The organism is Stenotrophomonas sp. JAG2 (assembly GCF_041080745.1).
Taxonomy (GTDB): domain Bacteria; phylum Pseudomonadota; class Gammaproteobacteria; order Xanthomonadales; family Xanthomonadaceae; genus Stenotrophomonas; species Stenotrophomonas maltophilia_AA.
Genome location: NZ_JBEUMH010000005.1, coordinates 184,660 through 200,651, shown reverse-complemented (window position 1 = coordinate 200,651; position 15,992 = coordinate 184,660). Strand labels below are relative to the sequence as shown.

The following is a 15,992-nucleotide window of genomic DNA, read 5'->3' as shown; positions in this document are numbered from 1 at the left end:
GATCAGCGCACGACCCGGATGACGCCGCAGGCGATTCTGGCGCCGGCGTTGCCGGCGGGTTGGCTGCGGTAATCGTCGGCGTTGGCATGCACGATCAGTGCACGTCCGGCGATATCGGTGGCTGCGCCGCCGCCAAGAGTAACCGCTGGCAGGCGGATGTCGACGTTGACGCGCCCCTGCGCGTCGGCACGCAGGTTGTCCATGTCACCGGCGTGATGCGCACCGGCACTGTTGCGGCCGTGCGGCTGGCCGGCCGGATTGAAATGCGCACCGGCGCTGCTCGCATCGACCGCACTGCAGTCGCCGCGCTCATGCACATGGAACCCGGCCACCTGCAGGGGCTGCAGGCCGCCGATGACGCCGGTGATATGCACGCCGCGCGTATCCGGGACCAGCGCAAGGCGCCCGCTGACCAGGCTGGCCGAGGCCGGCGACAGATTGGCTTCGGCCATCTGCGCGGTGCTGACCACCGGCACGACCGGTGCCACGGGGCGCGGCGGCGGCGTGCTGCCGCAGGCGGCCAGGCCGACCGCGATTACCGCAGCAAGGACGACAGGGGAACTGCGCATGGGAAGACTCCTTGGTTGCAAACTAACGGTGCGCTCGTCCACAGGCCATGAAAGTGGCCGGGACACGGCGCACACGCGCTGTGGACATGCGGTTCATCCGCCGCGGCGGCGACCGGCGCCGAGCTTGCGGGTGAGGGTGTTGCGGCCCATGCCCAGCCGCGCGGCGGCCTCGGCACGGCGGCCATGGGTGATCTGCAGCGCGGCCTCGAGCAGTGCGTGGTCGACGCGCTCACGCACCTGTGCGTGCAGGCCTTCCGCGCCTTCGGCCAGGCGCTGGCGCGCCCACGCCGACAGCAGCGTTTCCCACTGGCCCGGATCGCCAGCACTCCGCAAGCGCGGCGCACCCGCGCCCCGATGCAGCGCGCTGTCCACGTCGGCCACACCGATGCTGTCGGCTGCAGCGAGCGCGGCCATGCGCCAGCACACATTTTCCAGCTCCCGCACGTTGCCCGGCCAATCGTGTTCGCGCAGTGCCTGCAGCGCAGCCGCGGTCAGCCGCTTGGGGGACGTGTCCAGTTTGTGTGAGGCAGCCGCAAGGAAGGTCTCGGCGAGCTGGGCGATATCGTCGCGACGCTCGCGCAGTGGCGGCAGCCGCAGCCGAACGACATCCAGCCGATGCAGCAGGTCAGCGCGGAAGCGCCCCTGCGCGACCAGGCTTTCCAGGTCCTGGTGGGTCGCGGCGATCACGCGCACATCGACGCGGATCAGCTCGCGTCCGCCGACACGGAAGAACTCACCCTCGGCCAGCACGCGCAGCAGGCGCGTCTGCAGCGGCAACGGCATGTCGCCGATTTCATCGAGGAACAGCGTGCCGCCATTGGCCTGCTCGAAGCGGCCGATATGGCGACGCTGCGCCCCGGTGAATGCGCCGGCTTCGTGGCCGAACAGTTCGCTTTCCAGCAGTTCGGACGGAATGGCCGCGGTATTGAGTGCGACGAACGGCCCCTGCACGCGCGGCGATTCGTGGTGCAGTGCATGCGCGACCAGCTCCTTGCCGGTGCCGGTCTCGCCATTGATCAGCACCGACAGCGGCGCCTGCGCCAAGCGCCCGATCGCCCGGAACAACGCGCGCATCGCCGGCGTATCGCCGACCAGCTGCGGGCGCTGGTCCGGCGGCGTGGTGCTGGCGGTCTCGCTCGGCTCGGCCAGGGGCACATCCGGGGCCGGCAGCACGCGCTGCGCCAGGGCGACCGCATCGTCCAGATCGAAGGGCTTGGACAGGAACTCCTGCGCACCGCCGCGGAAGGCACCGGCCGTGCTGGCCACGTCGGTGTAGGCCGACATCACGATCACCGGCAGCTGTGGATGCGCCGCCTTGAGCTTGTCCAGCAGCACCAGCCCATCATCGCCGGGCATGCGCACATCGGTGAACAACAGGTCCGGTGGCGGCTGATCGGCCAGCATCGCCAGCGCCGCGGCAGCGCCGTCGAAGCCTTCGACACGGTAGCCGGCCTCGCGCAGCGCGGTGCACAGCACGAAGCGCACCGCGCGGTCATCGTCGACCACCCAGACGCGCTGGGCGGTGGTATCGACCTGGTCAGCCATGGGCGGCGGTGTCCTCGGCGGGGGTGCCCTGCCCGATCGGCAGCAGCACGGTGAATACGGTGTGGCCCGGGCGCGAGCGGTAGGTCAGGGTGCCGCGGTGCTCGCGCGCCACCTGCTGGGCCAGTGCCAGGCCCAGCCCGGTGCCCTCGGCGCGACCACTGACCAGCGGCAGGAACAGATGCTCGGCCAGGTCTTCGGGCACGCCTCGGCCGTCATCGGCGATTTCCAGCCGCAGCGCCAGCGGGTGCAGCTGATCGGTGATCCGCACACCGTGCTCCACCCGCGTGCGCAGGGTGACCGTGCCGGCACCGGCCTGGATCGCATTGCGGACCAGATTCCACACCGCCTGGGTGAGGCGGTCGGCGTCGCCATCGAACTCGGGAATGCTGGGGTCGTAATCGCGCTGCATCCGGACGGCCCAGCCACCCTCGCTCTCGGCCAGGCGCAGCACGCGCTCCAGCGAGGCATGGATGTTGAGCGGTGCATGCGGCGCGGCCGGTGCCGGCGACAGCAGTTGCTCGAGCAGGCCGTTGAGGCGTTCGATCTCCGAGCCGATCAGCTCGATCAGTTCACGCTCATCCGGATCACGCTGCGCGTTGCGGCGTGCCAGCAGCTGGGCCGCGCCTTTCAACCCGGCCAGCGGATTGCGCAGCTCGTGCGCCAGACCCTTGAGCGCGGCACTGAGCGCGCTGGGCAGCGCCTGGGTGGGATCCAGCCCCGGGAATTCGTCGACCGGATGCGCCTCCAGGAGCCAGCCACCCTCGTCCCAGCGGCTCAGCCAGCCCTCGGCAAAGCGCGGCGCATCGCCCGGCAGCGCCAGGGCCAGCCGGTGCAGTCGCAGGGTGTCGCGCTCGTCACGGGCCAGGAAGTGGGCCAACGCGTCGCCCTGTGCCTCCAGCGAGGCCAGCGGCTGGCCCAGCAGGCGCCGCACGCTCACCCCCAGCCAGCGCGCGAAGGCGGGATTGCAGCCCACCAGGCGGCCACTGGCATCGGCCCAGGCGACCGGGGTGCCGAGGGCGTCGAGGGCGGGGGGCGGTAGCGCGGTGGTCATTGCACCAATGTAGTGCAAAACGGCAGGCCTGTTGATCCCGGTTTCCTGCCTCGCTCACGCATGCTGCAGGATGTTGACCAGCCGGCCCAACGGATCGCGGAGGTAGAACCGACGCACGCCCCACGGTTCGCTGGCTGGGCCATAGGCGATGGGGAGGTTGGCCGCGTGCACTCGACGAAGCACTTCGTCCAGATCGTCGACCTCGATGGAGAGATCAGGCACGACGGTACCGGAGCCGCCTTCGGACGCCACACTCACTTGGACAGTCATATCCGCGGATCCCGCATAGGTGCGGATCCAGCCGTGATCCATGACCAGCTCCAGGCCGAGGATGTCCCGATAGAACCTGTCCGCAGCGGACGGATCGGACGCGGCGATATTGGCGATGATGCGTTTGACCTTCATGAGCCCTCCCGGGCGCTGCAACAACCGCACGTATACCCGCCTCCACCAGATCCGCGCGTCGTCAGTTCGCCGTGACCGGCGCCTTCGGCAACGCCACGCCCTTCGGCCACAACATCCAGATCGTGCCCTTCTGCTTCATGTGCCCCGCCAGTTCGCCGGCGGCATCGCCGGTGCCCCAGAACAGGTCCGCGCGGACCTCGCCGGTGATGGCACCGCCGGTATCCTGCGCGGCGACAGGGCGCACCAGCGCAGTGCCGTCCGGGCGCGTGGTGGACAGCCACAGCAGGCTGCCCAACGGCACCACGTTGCGGTCCACGGCGACGCTGTAGCCGGCGGTGAGCGGTACGTTCAACGAGCCGCGCGGGCCTTCATCGCTATCGGGGCCACGGGTGAAGAACACATAGCTCGGGTTGCTGGCCAGCAGCTCGGGCACGCGTGCGGGATGGGCATCGGCCCAGGCGCGGATGGCGGCCATGCTCACGTCGGCCTGCTTCAGCTCGCCCTGCTCCACCAGCCAGCGGCCGATCGGGCGGTAGGGATGACCGTTCTGGTCGGCGTAGGCGATACGCAGCTGGCGGCCGTCGGCCAGCTGCACGCGTCCCGAGCCCTGGATCTGCAGGAACTGCAGGTCCATCGGGCTGGTGAGCCAGGCCAGCACCGGCGCTTTGACGCCGTTCGCGGCGATCCGCGCGGCATCGTCATACGGCTTGAGCACGCGCCCCTCGACGCGGCCGCGCAGGCGCTTGCCCTTGAGTTCGGGGTAGAGGCTGTCGAGCTGGACGCTGACCATGTCGCCCGGCACGCCGTACACGGGCACCGATGCCTTGGCGGTACGGGTGACGCTGCCGGCATAGATCGGCTCGTAGTAGCCGGTGATCAATCCGTCCGACCGGCTGCCACCGGCGCGCAGGGCATAGACGTCGAGATTCGCCTGCAGGAACTGGCGGATGGCGGCCGGCGTGGTGGCGACATTGGCCGCTGCAGCGCAGGTGGATGCCCAGTTGGCCTCCGTCTTCAGGCGCGGGCAGGCACTGCGCCAGGCCGCGAAGCCAGCCTGCAGATCGGCGTCTGCGACGGCAGGCAATGCGTTCCAATCTGCCTTCGCGTAAGTGCTGGTTTGCACAGGCGCTTGTGATGCGGGGCGCTGCGGGGCGACCGCGCAGGCACTCAACAGCGCCAACCCCACCCCCAACAGCGCGGTGTGCTTGAGAGCGGGGAGGACGGGCGTGAACTTCATGGGCGGCGTTCCTGTTGCAGCAGCAGCGAGTGCAGGATGCGGGCGTCTTCGGCATCGAGATCTGCGGGGAGATCGTCACGGCCGCGGAAGCGGCGATGGAAGGCACCGACCGCGGCAGCCCGGTCGTCCATCGGATAGCCGAACGCCTGCAGCGCCAGCCAGGCATCGAAGCCGGGCGGGGCCGGGCCATCGGCTGCGCGCGGCCATACGCCGAAGCCGGCTTCGGCCAGGGTCTGCCACGGGAAGAAACGGCTGGGATCCTGCTTGCGCGACGGCGCCAGGTCGGCATGCGCGATGATCTGGCTGGGTGGGATGCGCAAGCGCGTGCACAGGTCCTCCAGCAGGCGGATCAGGGCGGCGATCTGCGCCGGCGCGAACGGCGTATCGCCGTCGTTGTCGATCTCGATGCCGATCGAGGCCGAGTTGAGATCGGTGATCGTGCCCCAGCGCCCGGGACCGGCATGCCAGGCGCGTCGGTCATCGCCGACCAGCTGGTAGAGGTGGCCATCGGCCCCGACCAGATAGTGGGAGCTGACCTTGCCGCCGCTGTTGGCGCTGCGCAGCGTGTCCAGGCTCTCCTGCACGGAGTGCTGATCGGTGTGGTGCAGCACGATCACCACCGGCGCGCGCGCGTTGTGGTTCGGTGACGGCACCCAGGTGGCCAGCGGGCTGCGGACCCCGGTGCTGGCGCAGGCAGCGAACAGGAGGCAGGCGAGCAGCGGGAGCAGGAAGCGGATCTGGCGCATGACCGCATTGTGCGTGATCTGGCGCGCGGTTGCCGGGCGCGGCGTGAATCGGCGGTGTGCGCGGACGTCGTCGAAAGCAGCCCGATAAAAAAGCCGGCGACCCGAAGGCCGCCGGCGAAGGTGAAGCATCTCTCTCTCGTTTCTAATGCGGTATCGCGCGGCTCAGGCCTCGTAGGCCGACTCGCCGTGCGAGGTGACATCCAGGCCGGTGCGCTCTGCTTCTTCGGTGACGCGCAGGCCGAACACCATGCGCACCACCAGCAGGATCAGCACGGTGGCCACGGCGCACCAGACGATGGTGAAGCCGACGCTGACCAGCTGCACCCAGACCTGGTGGCCGATGTCCAGGTCGGCCTTGGTGCCGCCCAGCGATTCGGCGCTGAACACGCCGGTGAGCAGCGCACCGACGATGCCGCCGATGCCGTGCACACCGAAGACGTCGGCGGTGTCATCGACCTTGAGCAGACGCTTGAGGCCGGTGACGCCCCAGACGCAGACCACGCCGGCGACCAGGCCGATCACGATCGCGCCCAGCGGGCCCACGGTGCCGCAGGCCGGGGTGATGCCGACCAGGCCGGCCACGGCGCCAGAAGCAGCGCCCAGCGCGGACGGCTTCCCCTTGCTGACCGCTTCGACCAGGGTCCAGCCCAGCACCGCGGCGGCGGTGGCGAGGATGGTGTTGATGAAGGCCAGCGAGGCGACGGTGTCGGCGGCGGCGGCCGAGCCGGCGTTGAAGCCGAACCAGCCCACCCACAGCAGCATCGCGCCGATGTAGGTGAACGGCACGTTGTGCGGCTTCAGTGCGGTCTGGCCGTAGCCGATGCGCTTGCCGACGAAGTACGCGCCCACCAGGCCGGCAACGCCGGCATTGATGTGGACCACGGTGCCACCGGCGAAGTCGATCGCGCCCATCTCACCGAGATAGCCGCCGCCCCACACGATGTGCGCCATCGGGATGTAGCTCAGGGTGAACCACAGGGCCGAGAACAGCAGCACGGCCTTGAACTTGATGCGCTCGGCGAACGCACCGACGATCAGTGCGGTGGTGATGCCGGCGAAGGTCGACTGGAAGGCGACGAACAGATAGTCCGGCAGTCCGGCGATCGGCGTGTTGCCGACGGTATCCGGCCCGAAGCCCTTGAGGAAGGCGAACTGGGTGAACGACCCGAAGAAGGCGTTGCCTTCGCTGAACACCGCGCTGTAGCCATAGGCCACCCACAGCATCAGCACCAGCGAGAACACCACCAGGATCTGGCTGAGGATCGACAGCACGTTCTTGGAGCGCACCAGGCCGCCATAGAACAGCGCCAGGCCCGGCACCACCATCAGCAGCACCAGCAGGGTGGAGGTGAGCATCCAGGCCACGTCGCCGTGGTCGAAGACAGGTGCAGCGGCCGCTTCGGCGACCGGCACAGCCGTGGCCTCCGGCGTGGCCGGCAGCGGCTCGACCGCGACCGTTTCCGACGGCACGGGGGTGACCTGGGCCTGGGCATGCGCACTGCTGGAGAAGGCACCAACGGCCAGCGCGCTGAGCAGCATCATCAGGCACACGGCATGGAACCGGGCTTGCCACCCGGTGAACAAAGAGGTCTTCATTGTGGGCTCCGAGTGGGGTTAGAGCGCGTCAGCGCCGATTTCGCCGGTGCGGATGCGGACGACCTGTTCGACCGCGGTGACAAAGATCTTGCCGTCGCCGATCTTGCCGGTGCCGGCCGCGGCCTGGATGGCCTCGACAACGGCCTCCAGGCGATCGTCGGTCACGACGGTCTCGATCTTGATCTTCGGCAGGAAATCCACGACGTACTCCGCGCCGCGATACAACTCGGTGTGGCCCTTCTGGCGCCCGAAGCCTTTGACTTCGGTCACGGTGATGCCCGACACGCCCGCGTCGGAGAGGGCCTCGCGGACCTCGTCGAGCTTGAACGGCCGGATGATGGCGGAGATCAGTTTCATGCGCATATCCCGATGGTGGATGGAACCGGCCCGCGTGGGGCCGATGTCAGGTCAACCGGCGGCCACTTGCACATGGCCGCCGGTCGTTGCGCCGAACGTTGCATGGGCCACGCCGTTGCCGACGCCCGGAGGGCGACGCCAGCGGTGACGCGGGAGGGAGGAAGGGCCCATGACACGCGTCCGGTCTCTCTTGCCCCTGGTGGTGCGTACTGCCTGCGTCGCGGCTCCCCAGCCGCAGCGCATCTACCACTGTCCCGTTGAACCGCGGTGCGGGGCGCGTTGCAGGCCGCCCCGGCCCCGGTTGCAAAAGGTGGCGACGATGACGAAGGGTGGGAGGGAAATCCTTCGTCATCGTCACCCATTGCTCAGTTCGCGTAGTACATCTGGTACTCGAGCGGGTGGGTCGCCGCGCGGAACTTGGTGACTTCCTGCATCTTCAGCGCGATGTAGCCGTCGATGAAGTCGTCGCTCATCACGCCACCGGCCTTGAGGAACTCGCGGTCCTTGTCCAGCGCTTCCAGGGCCTGGTCCAGCGAGGAGCAGACCTGCGGGATCAGCTTCTCTTCTTCCGGCGGCAGGTCGTACAGATCCTTGTCGCTCGGTGCGCCCGGGTCGATCTGGTTCTTGATGCCGTCCAGGCCGGCCATCATCAGCACGGTGAAGGTCAGGTAGCCGGACTGGATCGGATCGGGGAAGCGCATTTCGATGCGGCGCGCCTTCGGGTTGGACACCCACGGAATGCGGCACGAGGCGGAGCGGTTGCGGGCCGAGTAGGCCAGCATCACCGGGGCTTCGAAGCCCGGGACCAGGCGCTTGTAGCTGTTGGTGCCGGAGTTGGCGAAGGCATTGATGGCCTTGGCATGCTTGAAGATGCCGCCGATGTACCACAGCGCCAGCTGGCTCAGGCCGCCGTAGCCGTCACCGGAGAACAGGTTGGTGCCGCCCTTGGAGAGCGACTGGTGCACGTGCATGCCGCTGCCGTTGTCGCCGACCAGCGGCTTGGGCATGAAGGTGGCGGTCTTGCCGTTGCGGTGGGCGACGTTCTTGATCACGTGCTTCATGCGCAGCAGTTCATCGGCCTTCTGCACCAGGGTGCTGAACTTGGTGCCGATCTCGCACTGGCCGGCGGTGGCCACTTCGTGGTGCTGCACTTCCACTTCGATGCCGACCTGCTCCAGCGTCTTGCACATTTCCGCGCGCAGGTCGTGCAGCGAGTCGGTCGGCGGGACCGGGAAGTAGCCGCCCTTCACCGCGGGACGGTAGCCGCTGTTGGCGCCGTCGTACTTGTCACCGGTGCTCCAGGCCGCTTCTTCGGAATCGATCTTGAAGAAGGTGTGGCCCATGTCGTTGGCGAAGCGGACCGAATCGAAGATGAAGAATTCCGGCTCCGGGCCGAAGAAGGCCTGCTCGGCGATGCCGGAGGACTTCAGGTAGGCCTCGGCGCGCTTGGCGATGCCGCGCGGGCAGCGGCCGTACGGCTGCATGGTGGCCGGATCGAGGATGTCGCAGCTGATGACCAGGGTCGGATCGGCGTAGAACGGGTCGATGTAGGCGCTGGACGGGTCCGGCAGCAGGACCATGTCCGATTCGTTGATGCCCTTCCAGCCGGCGATCGAGCTGCCATCGAACATCTTGCCTTCTTCGAACAGCGACGGCTCCACGATGCTGACCGGGAAGGTGACGTGCTGCTCGATACCACGCATATCGACGAAACGCAGGTCGACGAACTCGATCTGGTTGTCCTTGATCAGCTTCTCAACATTTTCCACGGACATCGGTGAAACCTCAGATGGGTGATTGCCTGAGTGGATAGAGCAATCCCCGTGCCAACTTTTCAGACTTCACAAACCCTTGATTTCACTGGGCTCATCGAAGCCCCGGTGCGCGCCCGCCCGCACCAAAGTAGTGCACGCCCTGCACCACGCACACATTTGGTGCGGGACGCGGATGTTTTATGCTGCCTCCCGATTTCACCCATTCCGAGCCCCAGCACTCCCGATGTCCGACCTGCTCTCCGCCCTCCTTCTGGGCATTCTTGAAGGCCTCACCGAATTCCTGCCGATCTCCAGCACCGGCCACCTGCTGATCGCCCAGCACTGGTTGGGCGCACGCTCGGACTTCTTCAACATCATCATCCAGGCCGGCGCGATCCTGGCGATCACGCTGGTGTTCCGGCAGCGGCTGTGGACCCTGGCGACCGGCCTGCACGAGCGCGCCAACCGCGATTACGTGCTCAAGCTCGGCACCGCGTTCCTGGTGACGGCCGTGGTCGGCCTGCCGGTCCGCCTGGCCGGCTGGGAACTGCCCGAGACGGTCACCCCGGTGGCCTGGGCACTGATCATCGGCGGCCTCTGGATGATCCTGGTGGAGGCCTACACCGCGCGCCTGCCCGAACGCGATGAAGTGACCTGGAAGGTCGCGGTCCTGGTGGGTGTGGCACAGGTGGTGGCGGGCGTGTTTCCCGGCACCTCGCGTTCGGCGGCGGCGATCTTCATCGCGATGCTGTTCGGCCTGAGCCGACGCGCGAAGGCCACCGAGTTCGTGTTCCTGGTGGGTATCCCGACCATGTTCGCCGCCAGCGGCTATGCCTTCCTGGAACTGGCCAAGGACGGCAAGCTCGCCAGCGAGAACTGGACCGATGTCGGCGTGGCCTTCCTTGCCGCGGTCGTCACCGGCTTCGTCGTAGTGAAGTGGTTGCTGGGCTACATCAAGTCGCACCGGTTCACTGCGTTCGCGATTTACCGCATCGCACTGGGCGCGGCATTGCTGCTCTGGTTGCCGGCTGGCAACTGAACAGCCCGGCGCCGGCGTAACCCCGTTGTGGTGGCGCCGGCGTTTTTCCCCAGGTTCCCAAGGAGATGTACATGAAACGCACCCTGATGCTGATCCTGCCGCTGGCCCTGATGGCCGCCTGCAGCAACCCTTCGACCGCGCCGGCCGGCCGCGATGACCTCGCCCCGGCGCCGACCGCCGCCGCCGACCAGGCCGCCGTGGCCCGTCTGGACGTGCAGCGCCTGCAGGGCAGCCATTGGCGCCTGGATTCGGCCACCGATGCCAGCGGCAAGCGCATCGATGCCCTGTTCGCCCGCGCCGACAAGCCGGTCACGCTGGATTTCCAAGGTGACCGCATCGCGATCAGCAACACCTGCAACCGCATGGGCGGCGGCTACACGCTGGCCGATGGTTCGCTGACGATCTCGCCGATGGCGTCGACCATGATGGCCTGCACCGACAAGAACCTGATGGCGCTGGACCAGGCCGTCGGCAGCCGCCTGGAGGGCGCCCTGAAGACCGAGCTGGGCGATGCCGGCCAGCTGACCCTGCGCACCGCCAAGGGCGATGTGCTGGTGTTCACCCCGGAGCCGACCGCGGAAACCCGCTACGGCGGCGAAGGCGAGACCGTCTTCCTGGAAGTGGCCGCGCAGACCAAGCCGTGCCCGCACCCGATGATCCGCGACAAGCAGTGCCTGCAGACCCGCGAAATCCGCTACGACGCCAACGGCATCAAGCAGGGCGAGCCGGGCGAGTGGGAGAACTTCTACGATGTCATCGAGGGGTATACCCACGAAGACGGCGTGCGCAACGTGGTGCGCGTGAAGCGCTACAAGATCGCCAACCCGCCGGCCGATGCCTCGTCCAACGCGTATGTGCTGGACATGGTGGTCGAGTCCGCGAACGAGAAGAAATAAGAAAGCAGAAGGGCGGCCACCGGCCGCCCTTCTTCATCCTGTAGTGCCGGCCGCTGGCCGGCTCCCGATAGCGCAGTACCGACCAACGGTCGGTACCTTCCGGATGTGGTGACGGCCAACGGCCCGCACCTACCGGACAGGGTGGCGACCTACGGTCGGCACCCACCGGGGGATCACGCCAACGCCGGGTTCAACGTGTAGGTGCCATGCAGCGATGCTTCGGCCAGCACGTGCCCGTGCATGGCGCGCAGCACGTCCGCCCCAGTGAACGGGGTCGGCAGCGCCAGCTGCGCCACGTCCAGCGCGAACACGCGGAAGAAATAACGGTGCACGCGCTCGTCGTTGAACGGCGGATACGGGCCGTCATAGCCCAGGTACTGGCCGGCCATGTCCGGGTTTCCGGCAAACCAGCCGGTGAAATCATTCACTCCCTGGCGGCTGCCCGCCGGGCCCGCCGGCTGGGTCTTGCCGCGCACCGTGAAACCGTCGCTGCAGCTGCCGGCGGCCAACGCGTGCACGTCGGCCGGGATATCGGCCATCGCCCAATGGGTGAAGTGCGCACGCGGCTGGTCGCGCGGCACCGTGCAATCCTGGCGGCCGACCGTGTCCGGCACGGTCGGCACGTCCGGATCGATGCACAGCAGCGCGAACGACCGGGTGCCGGCCGGCACGTCGTGCCAGGCCAGCTGCGGATTGCGGTTGGGTGCGAAGCCCTCGGCATTGCCCGCCGCGAACGTGGCGGGGATCGGCTGGCCGTTGGTGATGCTGTCACTGCTCAGGTGCATGTGTCTCTCCTCACTCTTCCGGGTAGCCCAGGCGCACCGCGACCGAGGTCAGCAATGCGAACGCGGGGCCCATCTCATCGCGGTAATCGCGCCAATGGCCGGGGGCCATCCGGGCCGGGCCCAGCGTCGCCGCCGGCGGGAAGCGCATGCCGAACAGGTTGCCCAGGTACTGGGCCATCGCCTGCGCGTCGTGCCCGATGTCATCGATGCGTACCAGTGCGTTCGGGTACAGATCCTGCTCGTGCAACGTCGCGATCTGGGCCAGCGAGCGCGCCAGCCACTCGGCGGCTTCGTGCACCGAGTTCACCGCGAACGGCGCCGGCGCGCCGAAGGCGATCCATTCCAGCAGCATGTCGCGCGGATCGCGCAGGGCGACGATCAGGCGGCCTTCCGGCAGCTGCGGACGCAGCGCCCACAACAATGCGTTGTCCCACCACAGCAGCCAGTCGATCACGGCGCCACTGTTGATCCCGCGTGCGGGCAACTGTTCGCGCCACCGTGCGACCAGCGCCTCCGGCGTCAGCGTGCCGGTCGAAAGGTCCTGCAGCGTGTGATAGCTCTGGAAGGCATCGTTGGGCGGCGTCGCACCGAAGCGATCACCGCGGACCACCGGGCTGGCGGCGGCCAGGGCGGCGATCACGCGCTCCACGCCCGAGCCCGGGGCGCCCCACACGAAGATCGGCGCGAGGGTATTGTCCTCCGGTACCGTTGCCAGCTCCGGCCAGCTCAGCGGCGCCTTGGCCTGCGGCGGCAGCGGCAGGCGCTGCGGTGCGTCGGCCGCGTGCAGATCCACCCACGTCCGGACGGCATCGCGGTACTGGCCGGCACGGTCCTGGATCGAGCCCAGCCACGCGCGCAGCGATGGCCTGGCCGCCTCGGGCGCGCCATCGTGCAGGGCCTGCACGCGCGCGATCGCAGCGGACGGATCCCGCTTCAGCAGGCCTTCGACCAGGCGCGCTTCGCCACTGACGCGGCCCGGCTCAAGCGTCACGATCCGCTCGGCGATCGCTTCGGCCGCGTCATCTTCATCGTTCATGTCGTGCAGGCGCAGGCGCGTTTCCAGCGCCGGCAGGTGCTCGGGCATGGCCTGCAGCCAGCGCTCGCCGACGGCTACCGCTTCGGGGCCCCCCACCGGCTCGACGGTCAGGCGTGCCATCCACAGGTCGTGCACCTCGGGGTGATCGGCGAGGGTCGCATCGAGGGTCTCGCGGGCCTGCTCTTCGCGGCCCAGGCGCTGCCAGGCCATCAGCAGCAGCTGCAGCGTGTGGCGATCGGACGGCCATTGGGTCAGCACCGGCAGCAGATGCTCCAGTGCCTGCAGCGGCTGCCCGGCCTGCAGCTCCAGCTCGCCGGCCAGGCGACGCATCGCCGGGGTGTCACCGGCCGGCGTGGCCAGCACCTGGCGCATCATCTCCGCGGCCACATCCACATGGCCCTGGCGCAGGGCCAGCTGCACGATCAGGCCCTGCAGCGAGGTAACGCTCGGGTTCAACTCCAGCACGCGGCGGAACGCCTGCTCGGCGAAGGCCAGCATGTCCTTGCCCATGTAGGCGAAGCCGAGCGCGTACAGCACCCGCGAATCGCCCGGCAGGGCTTCGCTGGCGGCCGACAGCAGGGCCAGCGCGCGATCCACCTCGCCCCGGCGCAGCGCGACCATGCCCGAGAGCGCGGCCAGTTCCGGGTGCTCTTCGTCCACGCGGGTGGCCATGCGGGTCAGCCGCTCGGCTTCCTCCACATCGTTGCGGGCCAGCGCCAGATGCGCCTGGATCACGTAGGCGGACAGTTCATTGGGGTTGAGTTCGGCGGTGCGGTCCAGTGCCGAGCCGGCCGCATCGAACTGGCGCAGGGCCAGCAGCAGGCCGGCCTGCTGCAGGTGCAGGTCGGCATTGTCCGGGGCCAGCGTCAGCGCCTGCTGCAGGCTGGCCAGCGCGTCGTCGAACTGGCCCTGCTGCTGCAGCGACAGCGACAGCCAGCGGTGCGCCTGCGGCTGCTCCGGCTCGGCCGTGGTCCACTCGCGCGCCAGCTGCACGGCATCGTCCACCGCATTGCGGCGCAGGGCTTGGAGAATCTGGTCTTGCATGACGGTCCGAACTCGAGGGCAAACCCCGATTGTAGCGGGGCCGGCCGGCCTGGGCGGTCGCTCAGGCGGGCGTATTCGCCTCGATCCGCAGTCGCTGGGCCACCCAGCGCTCGGAGAAGCCATCGCCGCGCCAGTTCTCCAGGAAGCCGCAGTGCCCGCCCCAGGGGGCGATTTCCAGGTGGGCGTGGGCCGGCAGGCGCCAGCCGTTGAAGGTGGCGAAGGGGATGACCGGGTCGTCCTGCGCCATCAGGATGTCGGCCGGCACCTGCAGCCCGGCCAGCCGGTCGCCGGCGATCGAGTACCCGTCGAAGTAGGCCTGCAGCGAGCCGAACTCGGTGTGGTGCTCGACCAGCCAGGCGGTCAGCGCACGGATGTCCAGCTTCAGCACGCGGTCGTCCCAGTCGCTCAGCTCGGGGAACAGATCGCGCTTGCGGCGCAGCGAGCCGGCCCATTTGCGCCGGAAGTACCAGTCGTACATCGCCGGGCCGTTCTCGATGCTCTCCATCGTGATCGCCGGGTCCAGCACCGGGCAGACCGAGGCCACGCGGCGCAGCGGCACGCCGGCCGAGGGCGCGCGCAGTGCCAGGCGCAGCACGAAGTTGCCACCCAGCGAGTAGCCGGCCGCGACCAGCGGCAGCTCGGGCCAGCGGCGGGCGATGTCGCCGGCGGCCTGCACCACTTCATCGATGCGGTTGGAGTGGAAGATGCCGGGATTGAGGTGATGGGTGTTGCCGTGGTCGCGGAAGTTCAGCCGGACCACGTCGTAGCCTTCCTCCAGCAGCCGCGCGGCGGTCATGCGCATGTAGCTGGATTCGGCACTGCCTTCCCAGCCATGCAGCAGCAGCGCCATGCCGATCGGCTGGCGTCCCTGGATATAGCTGTGCCAGCCCTGCAGGCGGACGCCTTCGCCACCATCGAGGATGAGTTCGTCGGTGTGCGCGCCGGTGGCCGCAAGCAGCACCAGGCCGCGCTGCATGCGCATCCGGCTGGAGCTGAGCATCGACTGCAGGTGCGGATTGCGCAGCCAACGCGGCGGTTGATAGTCGGCAGCGGTCAACATGGGCGCGAGCCTGCTCCCGGCTGCGACGCTGGCGCGTGAAGGAACACCGCCGGCTTACTCGGCGGACATGGCCGCCAGGATGCGCGCACGCGAGGTTTCCGCGATGCGGCGACGGCCTTCCAGATCATGGGTATCAATGGGCGCGAGGAAGTGCACCTCGGCCCGCCGTGCCGGCTCTCCCAGCAGACGCAGGAAGTTGGCGAAAAAGCTCTCTTTCGGGCCGAAGGCGACAATGGTCTGCGCATCACCGCGCCAGCCATAGCGCAACGCCACCGGCTGGATCGGCACCTGGGTCTCGACCGCGGCCTGGAAAATGCGCGCATGGAACGGACCCACTTCATGGCCGCCGCGGGTACGCCCTTCCGGGAACACACCCACTGCCTTGCCTTCGCGCAGGCGCACGACCATTTCCTGCATCACGCCGCCCAGCGATTCAGTGCTGCCGCGCTGGTGGAAAATGGTCTGCCCGCGCGCAGCCAGCCACCCGACCACCGGCCAGCCGGCGATCTCCTGCTTGGCCACGAAGCCCATCATGCGCTGGCTGTGCAGCATCGAGATGTCGACCCAGCTCACGTGGTTGGCCACGAACAGCACCGCACCCGGCAGCGGTGTGCCGATCCGGTGCAGGCGGAACCCGAAGATCCACATCAGGCCGGCCGACCAGACGTTCACCGCCGCATGCTCGAGCGTGCGCTCGCCCACGCGCACGCGCGCCCACAGCGGCAGCATGGCGATCAGCAGCATCGGCAGGAACAGCAACAGGTGGACCAGCAGCAGCGGTACGCGGTACAGGTAACGGCACACACGCGCCACGCCGCCACGTGAGGCCGGAGTGGGGGAATTCATCCGCGAACGATACCCGAGCGCCGCAG

15 protein-coding genes are annotated in these 15,992 nt (G+C 68.6%); 2 read left to right on the top strand and 13 right to left on the bottom strand.

Annotated features, from left to right (window positions below):
• Positions 1–2 precede the first annotated feature (2 nt).
• The 9 genes from AB9O74_RS08345 to glnA form a co-directional block, all read right to left on the bottom strand.
• A complete protein-coding gene (locus AB9O74_RS08345; RefSeq protein WP_179460552.1) occupies positions 3–569 on the bottom strand; it encodes a superoxide dismutase family protein in 567 nt (188 codons plus the stop codon).
• Positions 570–662: 93 nt separating this feature from the next.
• Positions 663–2,114, bottom strand: coding sequence for a nitrogen regulation protein NR(I) (gene ntrC / locus AB9O74_RS08340; RefSeq protein ID WP_369349006.1), 1,452 nt, complete (start codon positions 2,112–2,114; stop codon positions 663–665).
• Positions 2,107–3,165, bottom strand: coding sequence for a nitrogen regulation protein NR(II) (locus tag AB9O74_RS08335; protein ID WP_176990245.1), 1,059 nt, complete (start codon positions 3,163–3,165; stop codon positions 2,107–2,109). Before AB9O74_RS08335 ends, ntrC begins: the two co-directional genes overlap by 8 nt.
• A 54-nt stretch (positions 3,166–3,219) precedes the next feature.
• Positions 3,220–3,570, bottom strand: a complete 351-nt coding sequence (locus AB9O74_RS08330; RefSeq protein ID WP_369349005.1) for a VOC family protein — start codon at positions 3,568–3,570, stop codon at positions 3,220–3,222.
• Positions 3,571–3,631: 61 nt separating this feature from the next.
• Positions 3,632–4,807: a murein transglycosylase A gene (locus AB9O74_RS08325; RefSeq protein WP_369349004.1), complete on the bottom strand. Its 1,176-nt coding sequence runs from the start codon at positions 4,805–4,807 to the stop codon at positions 3,632–3,634.
• Positions 4,804–5,553, bottom strand: a complete 750-nt coding sequence (locus AB9O74_RS08320) for an N-acetylmuramoyl-L-alanine amidase (RefSeq protein ID WP_176990248.1) — start codon at positions 5,551–5,553, stop codon at positions 4,804–4,806. The genes AB9O74_RS08325 and AB9O74_RS08320 overlap by 4 nt, the downstream gene beginning before the upstream one ends.
• A 162-nt stretch (positions 5,554–5,715) precedes the next feature.
• A complete protein-coding gene (locus AB9O74_RS08315) occupies positions 5,716–7,149 on the bottom strand; it encodes an ammonium transporter (RefSeq protein WP_369349003.1) in 1,434 nt (477 codons plus the stop codon).
• A gap of 18 nt (positions 7,150–7,167) precedes the next feature.
• Positions 7,168–7,506: a P-II family nitrogen regulator gene (locus AB9O74_RS08310; protein WP_353085229.1), complete on the bottom strand. Its 339-nt coding sequence runs from the start codon at positions 7,504–7,506 to the stop codon at positions 7,168–7,170.
• A gap of 365 nt (positions 7,507–7,871) precedes the next feature.
• On the bottom strand, positions 7,872–9,281 hold the full coding sequence (glnA, locus tag AB9O74_RS08305; RefSeq protein ID WP_019184908.1) for a type I glutamate--ammonia ligase: 1,410 nt from the start codon (positions 9,279–9,281) through the stop codon (positions 7,872–7,874).
• A 223-nt stretch (positions 9,282–9,504) separates the two neighbouring features.
• On the opposite strand from glnA, the gene AB9O74_RS08300 reads away from it, so the two are divergent.
• Together AB9O74_RS08300 and AB9O74_RS08295 are read left to right on the top strand one after the other, a co-directional pair.
• The gene (locus AB9O74_RS08300; RefSeq protein WP_179460568.1) at positions 9,505–10,299 is read left to right on the top strand and encodes an undecaprenyl-diphosphate phosphatase; all 795 of its coding nucleotides are present in this window, start codon (positions 9,505–9,507) and stop codon (positions 10,297–10,299) included.
• Positions 10,300–10,370: 71 nt separating this feature from the next.
• Positions 10,371–11,195 carry a DUF4377 domain-containing protein gene (locus AB9O74_RS08295; RefSeq protein WP_369349002.1) on the top strand — a complete coding sequence of 275 codons (825 nt, stop codon included), beginning with the start codon at positions 10,371–10,373 and terminating at the stop codon, positions 11,193–11,195.
• Between the two features lie 173 nt (positions 11,196–11,368).
• Here AB9O74_RS08295 and AB9O74_RS08290 read toward each other — a convergent pair whose 3' ends face one another.
• From AB9O74_RS08290 to AB9O74_RS08275, 4 genes are all read right to left on the bottom strand, one after another.
• Positions 11,369–11,980, bottom strand: a complete 612-nt coding sequence (locus AB9O74_RS08290; RefSeq protein WP_369349001.1) for a YbhB/YbcL family Raf kinase inhibitor-like protein — start codon at positions 11,978–11,980, stop codon at positions 11,369–11,371.
• Positions 11,981–11,990: 10 nt separating this feature from the next.
• Positions 11,991–14,060, bottom strand: coding sequence for a tetratricopeptide repeat protein (locus AB9O74_RS08285; protein ID WP_176990253.1), 2,070 nt, complete (start codon positions 14,058–14,060; stop codon positions 11,991–11,993).
• Positions 14,061–14,121: 61 nt separating this feature from the next.
• Complete coding sequence (locus tag AB9O74_RS08280) at positions 14,122–15,117, bottom strand: YheT family hydrolase (RefSeq protein ID WP_176990310.1); 996 nt, start codon at positions 15,115–15,117, stop codon at positions 14,122–14,124.
• A 57-nt stretch (positions 15,118–15,174) separates the two neighbouring features.
• The gene (locus tag AB9O74_RS08275; protein WP_176990254.1) at positions 15,175–15,966 is read right to left on the bottom strand and encodes a 1-acyl-sn-glycerol-3-phosphate acyltransferase; all 792 of its coding nucleotides are present in this window, start codon (positions 15,964–15,966) and stop codon (positions 15,175–15,177) included.
• Positions 15,967–15,992: the final 26 nt, after the last annotated feature.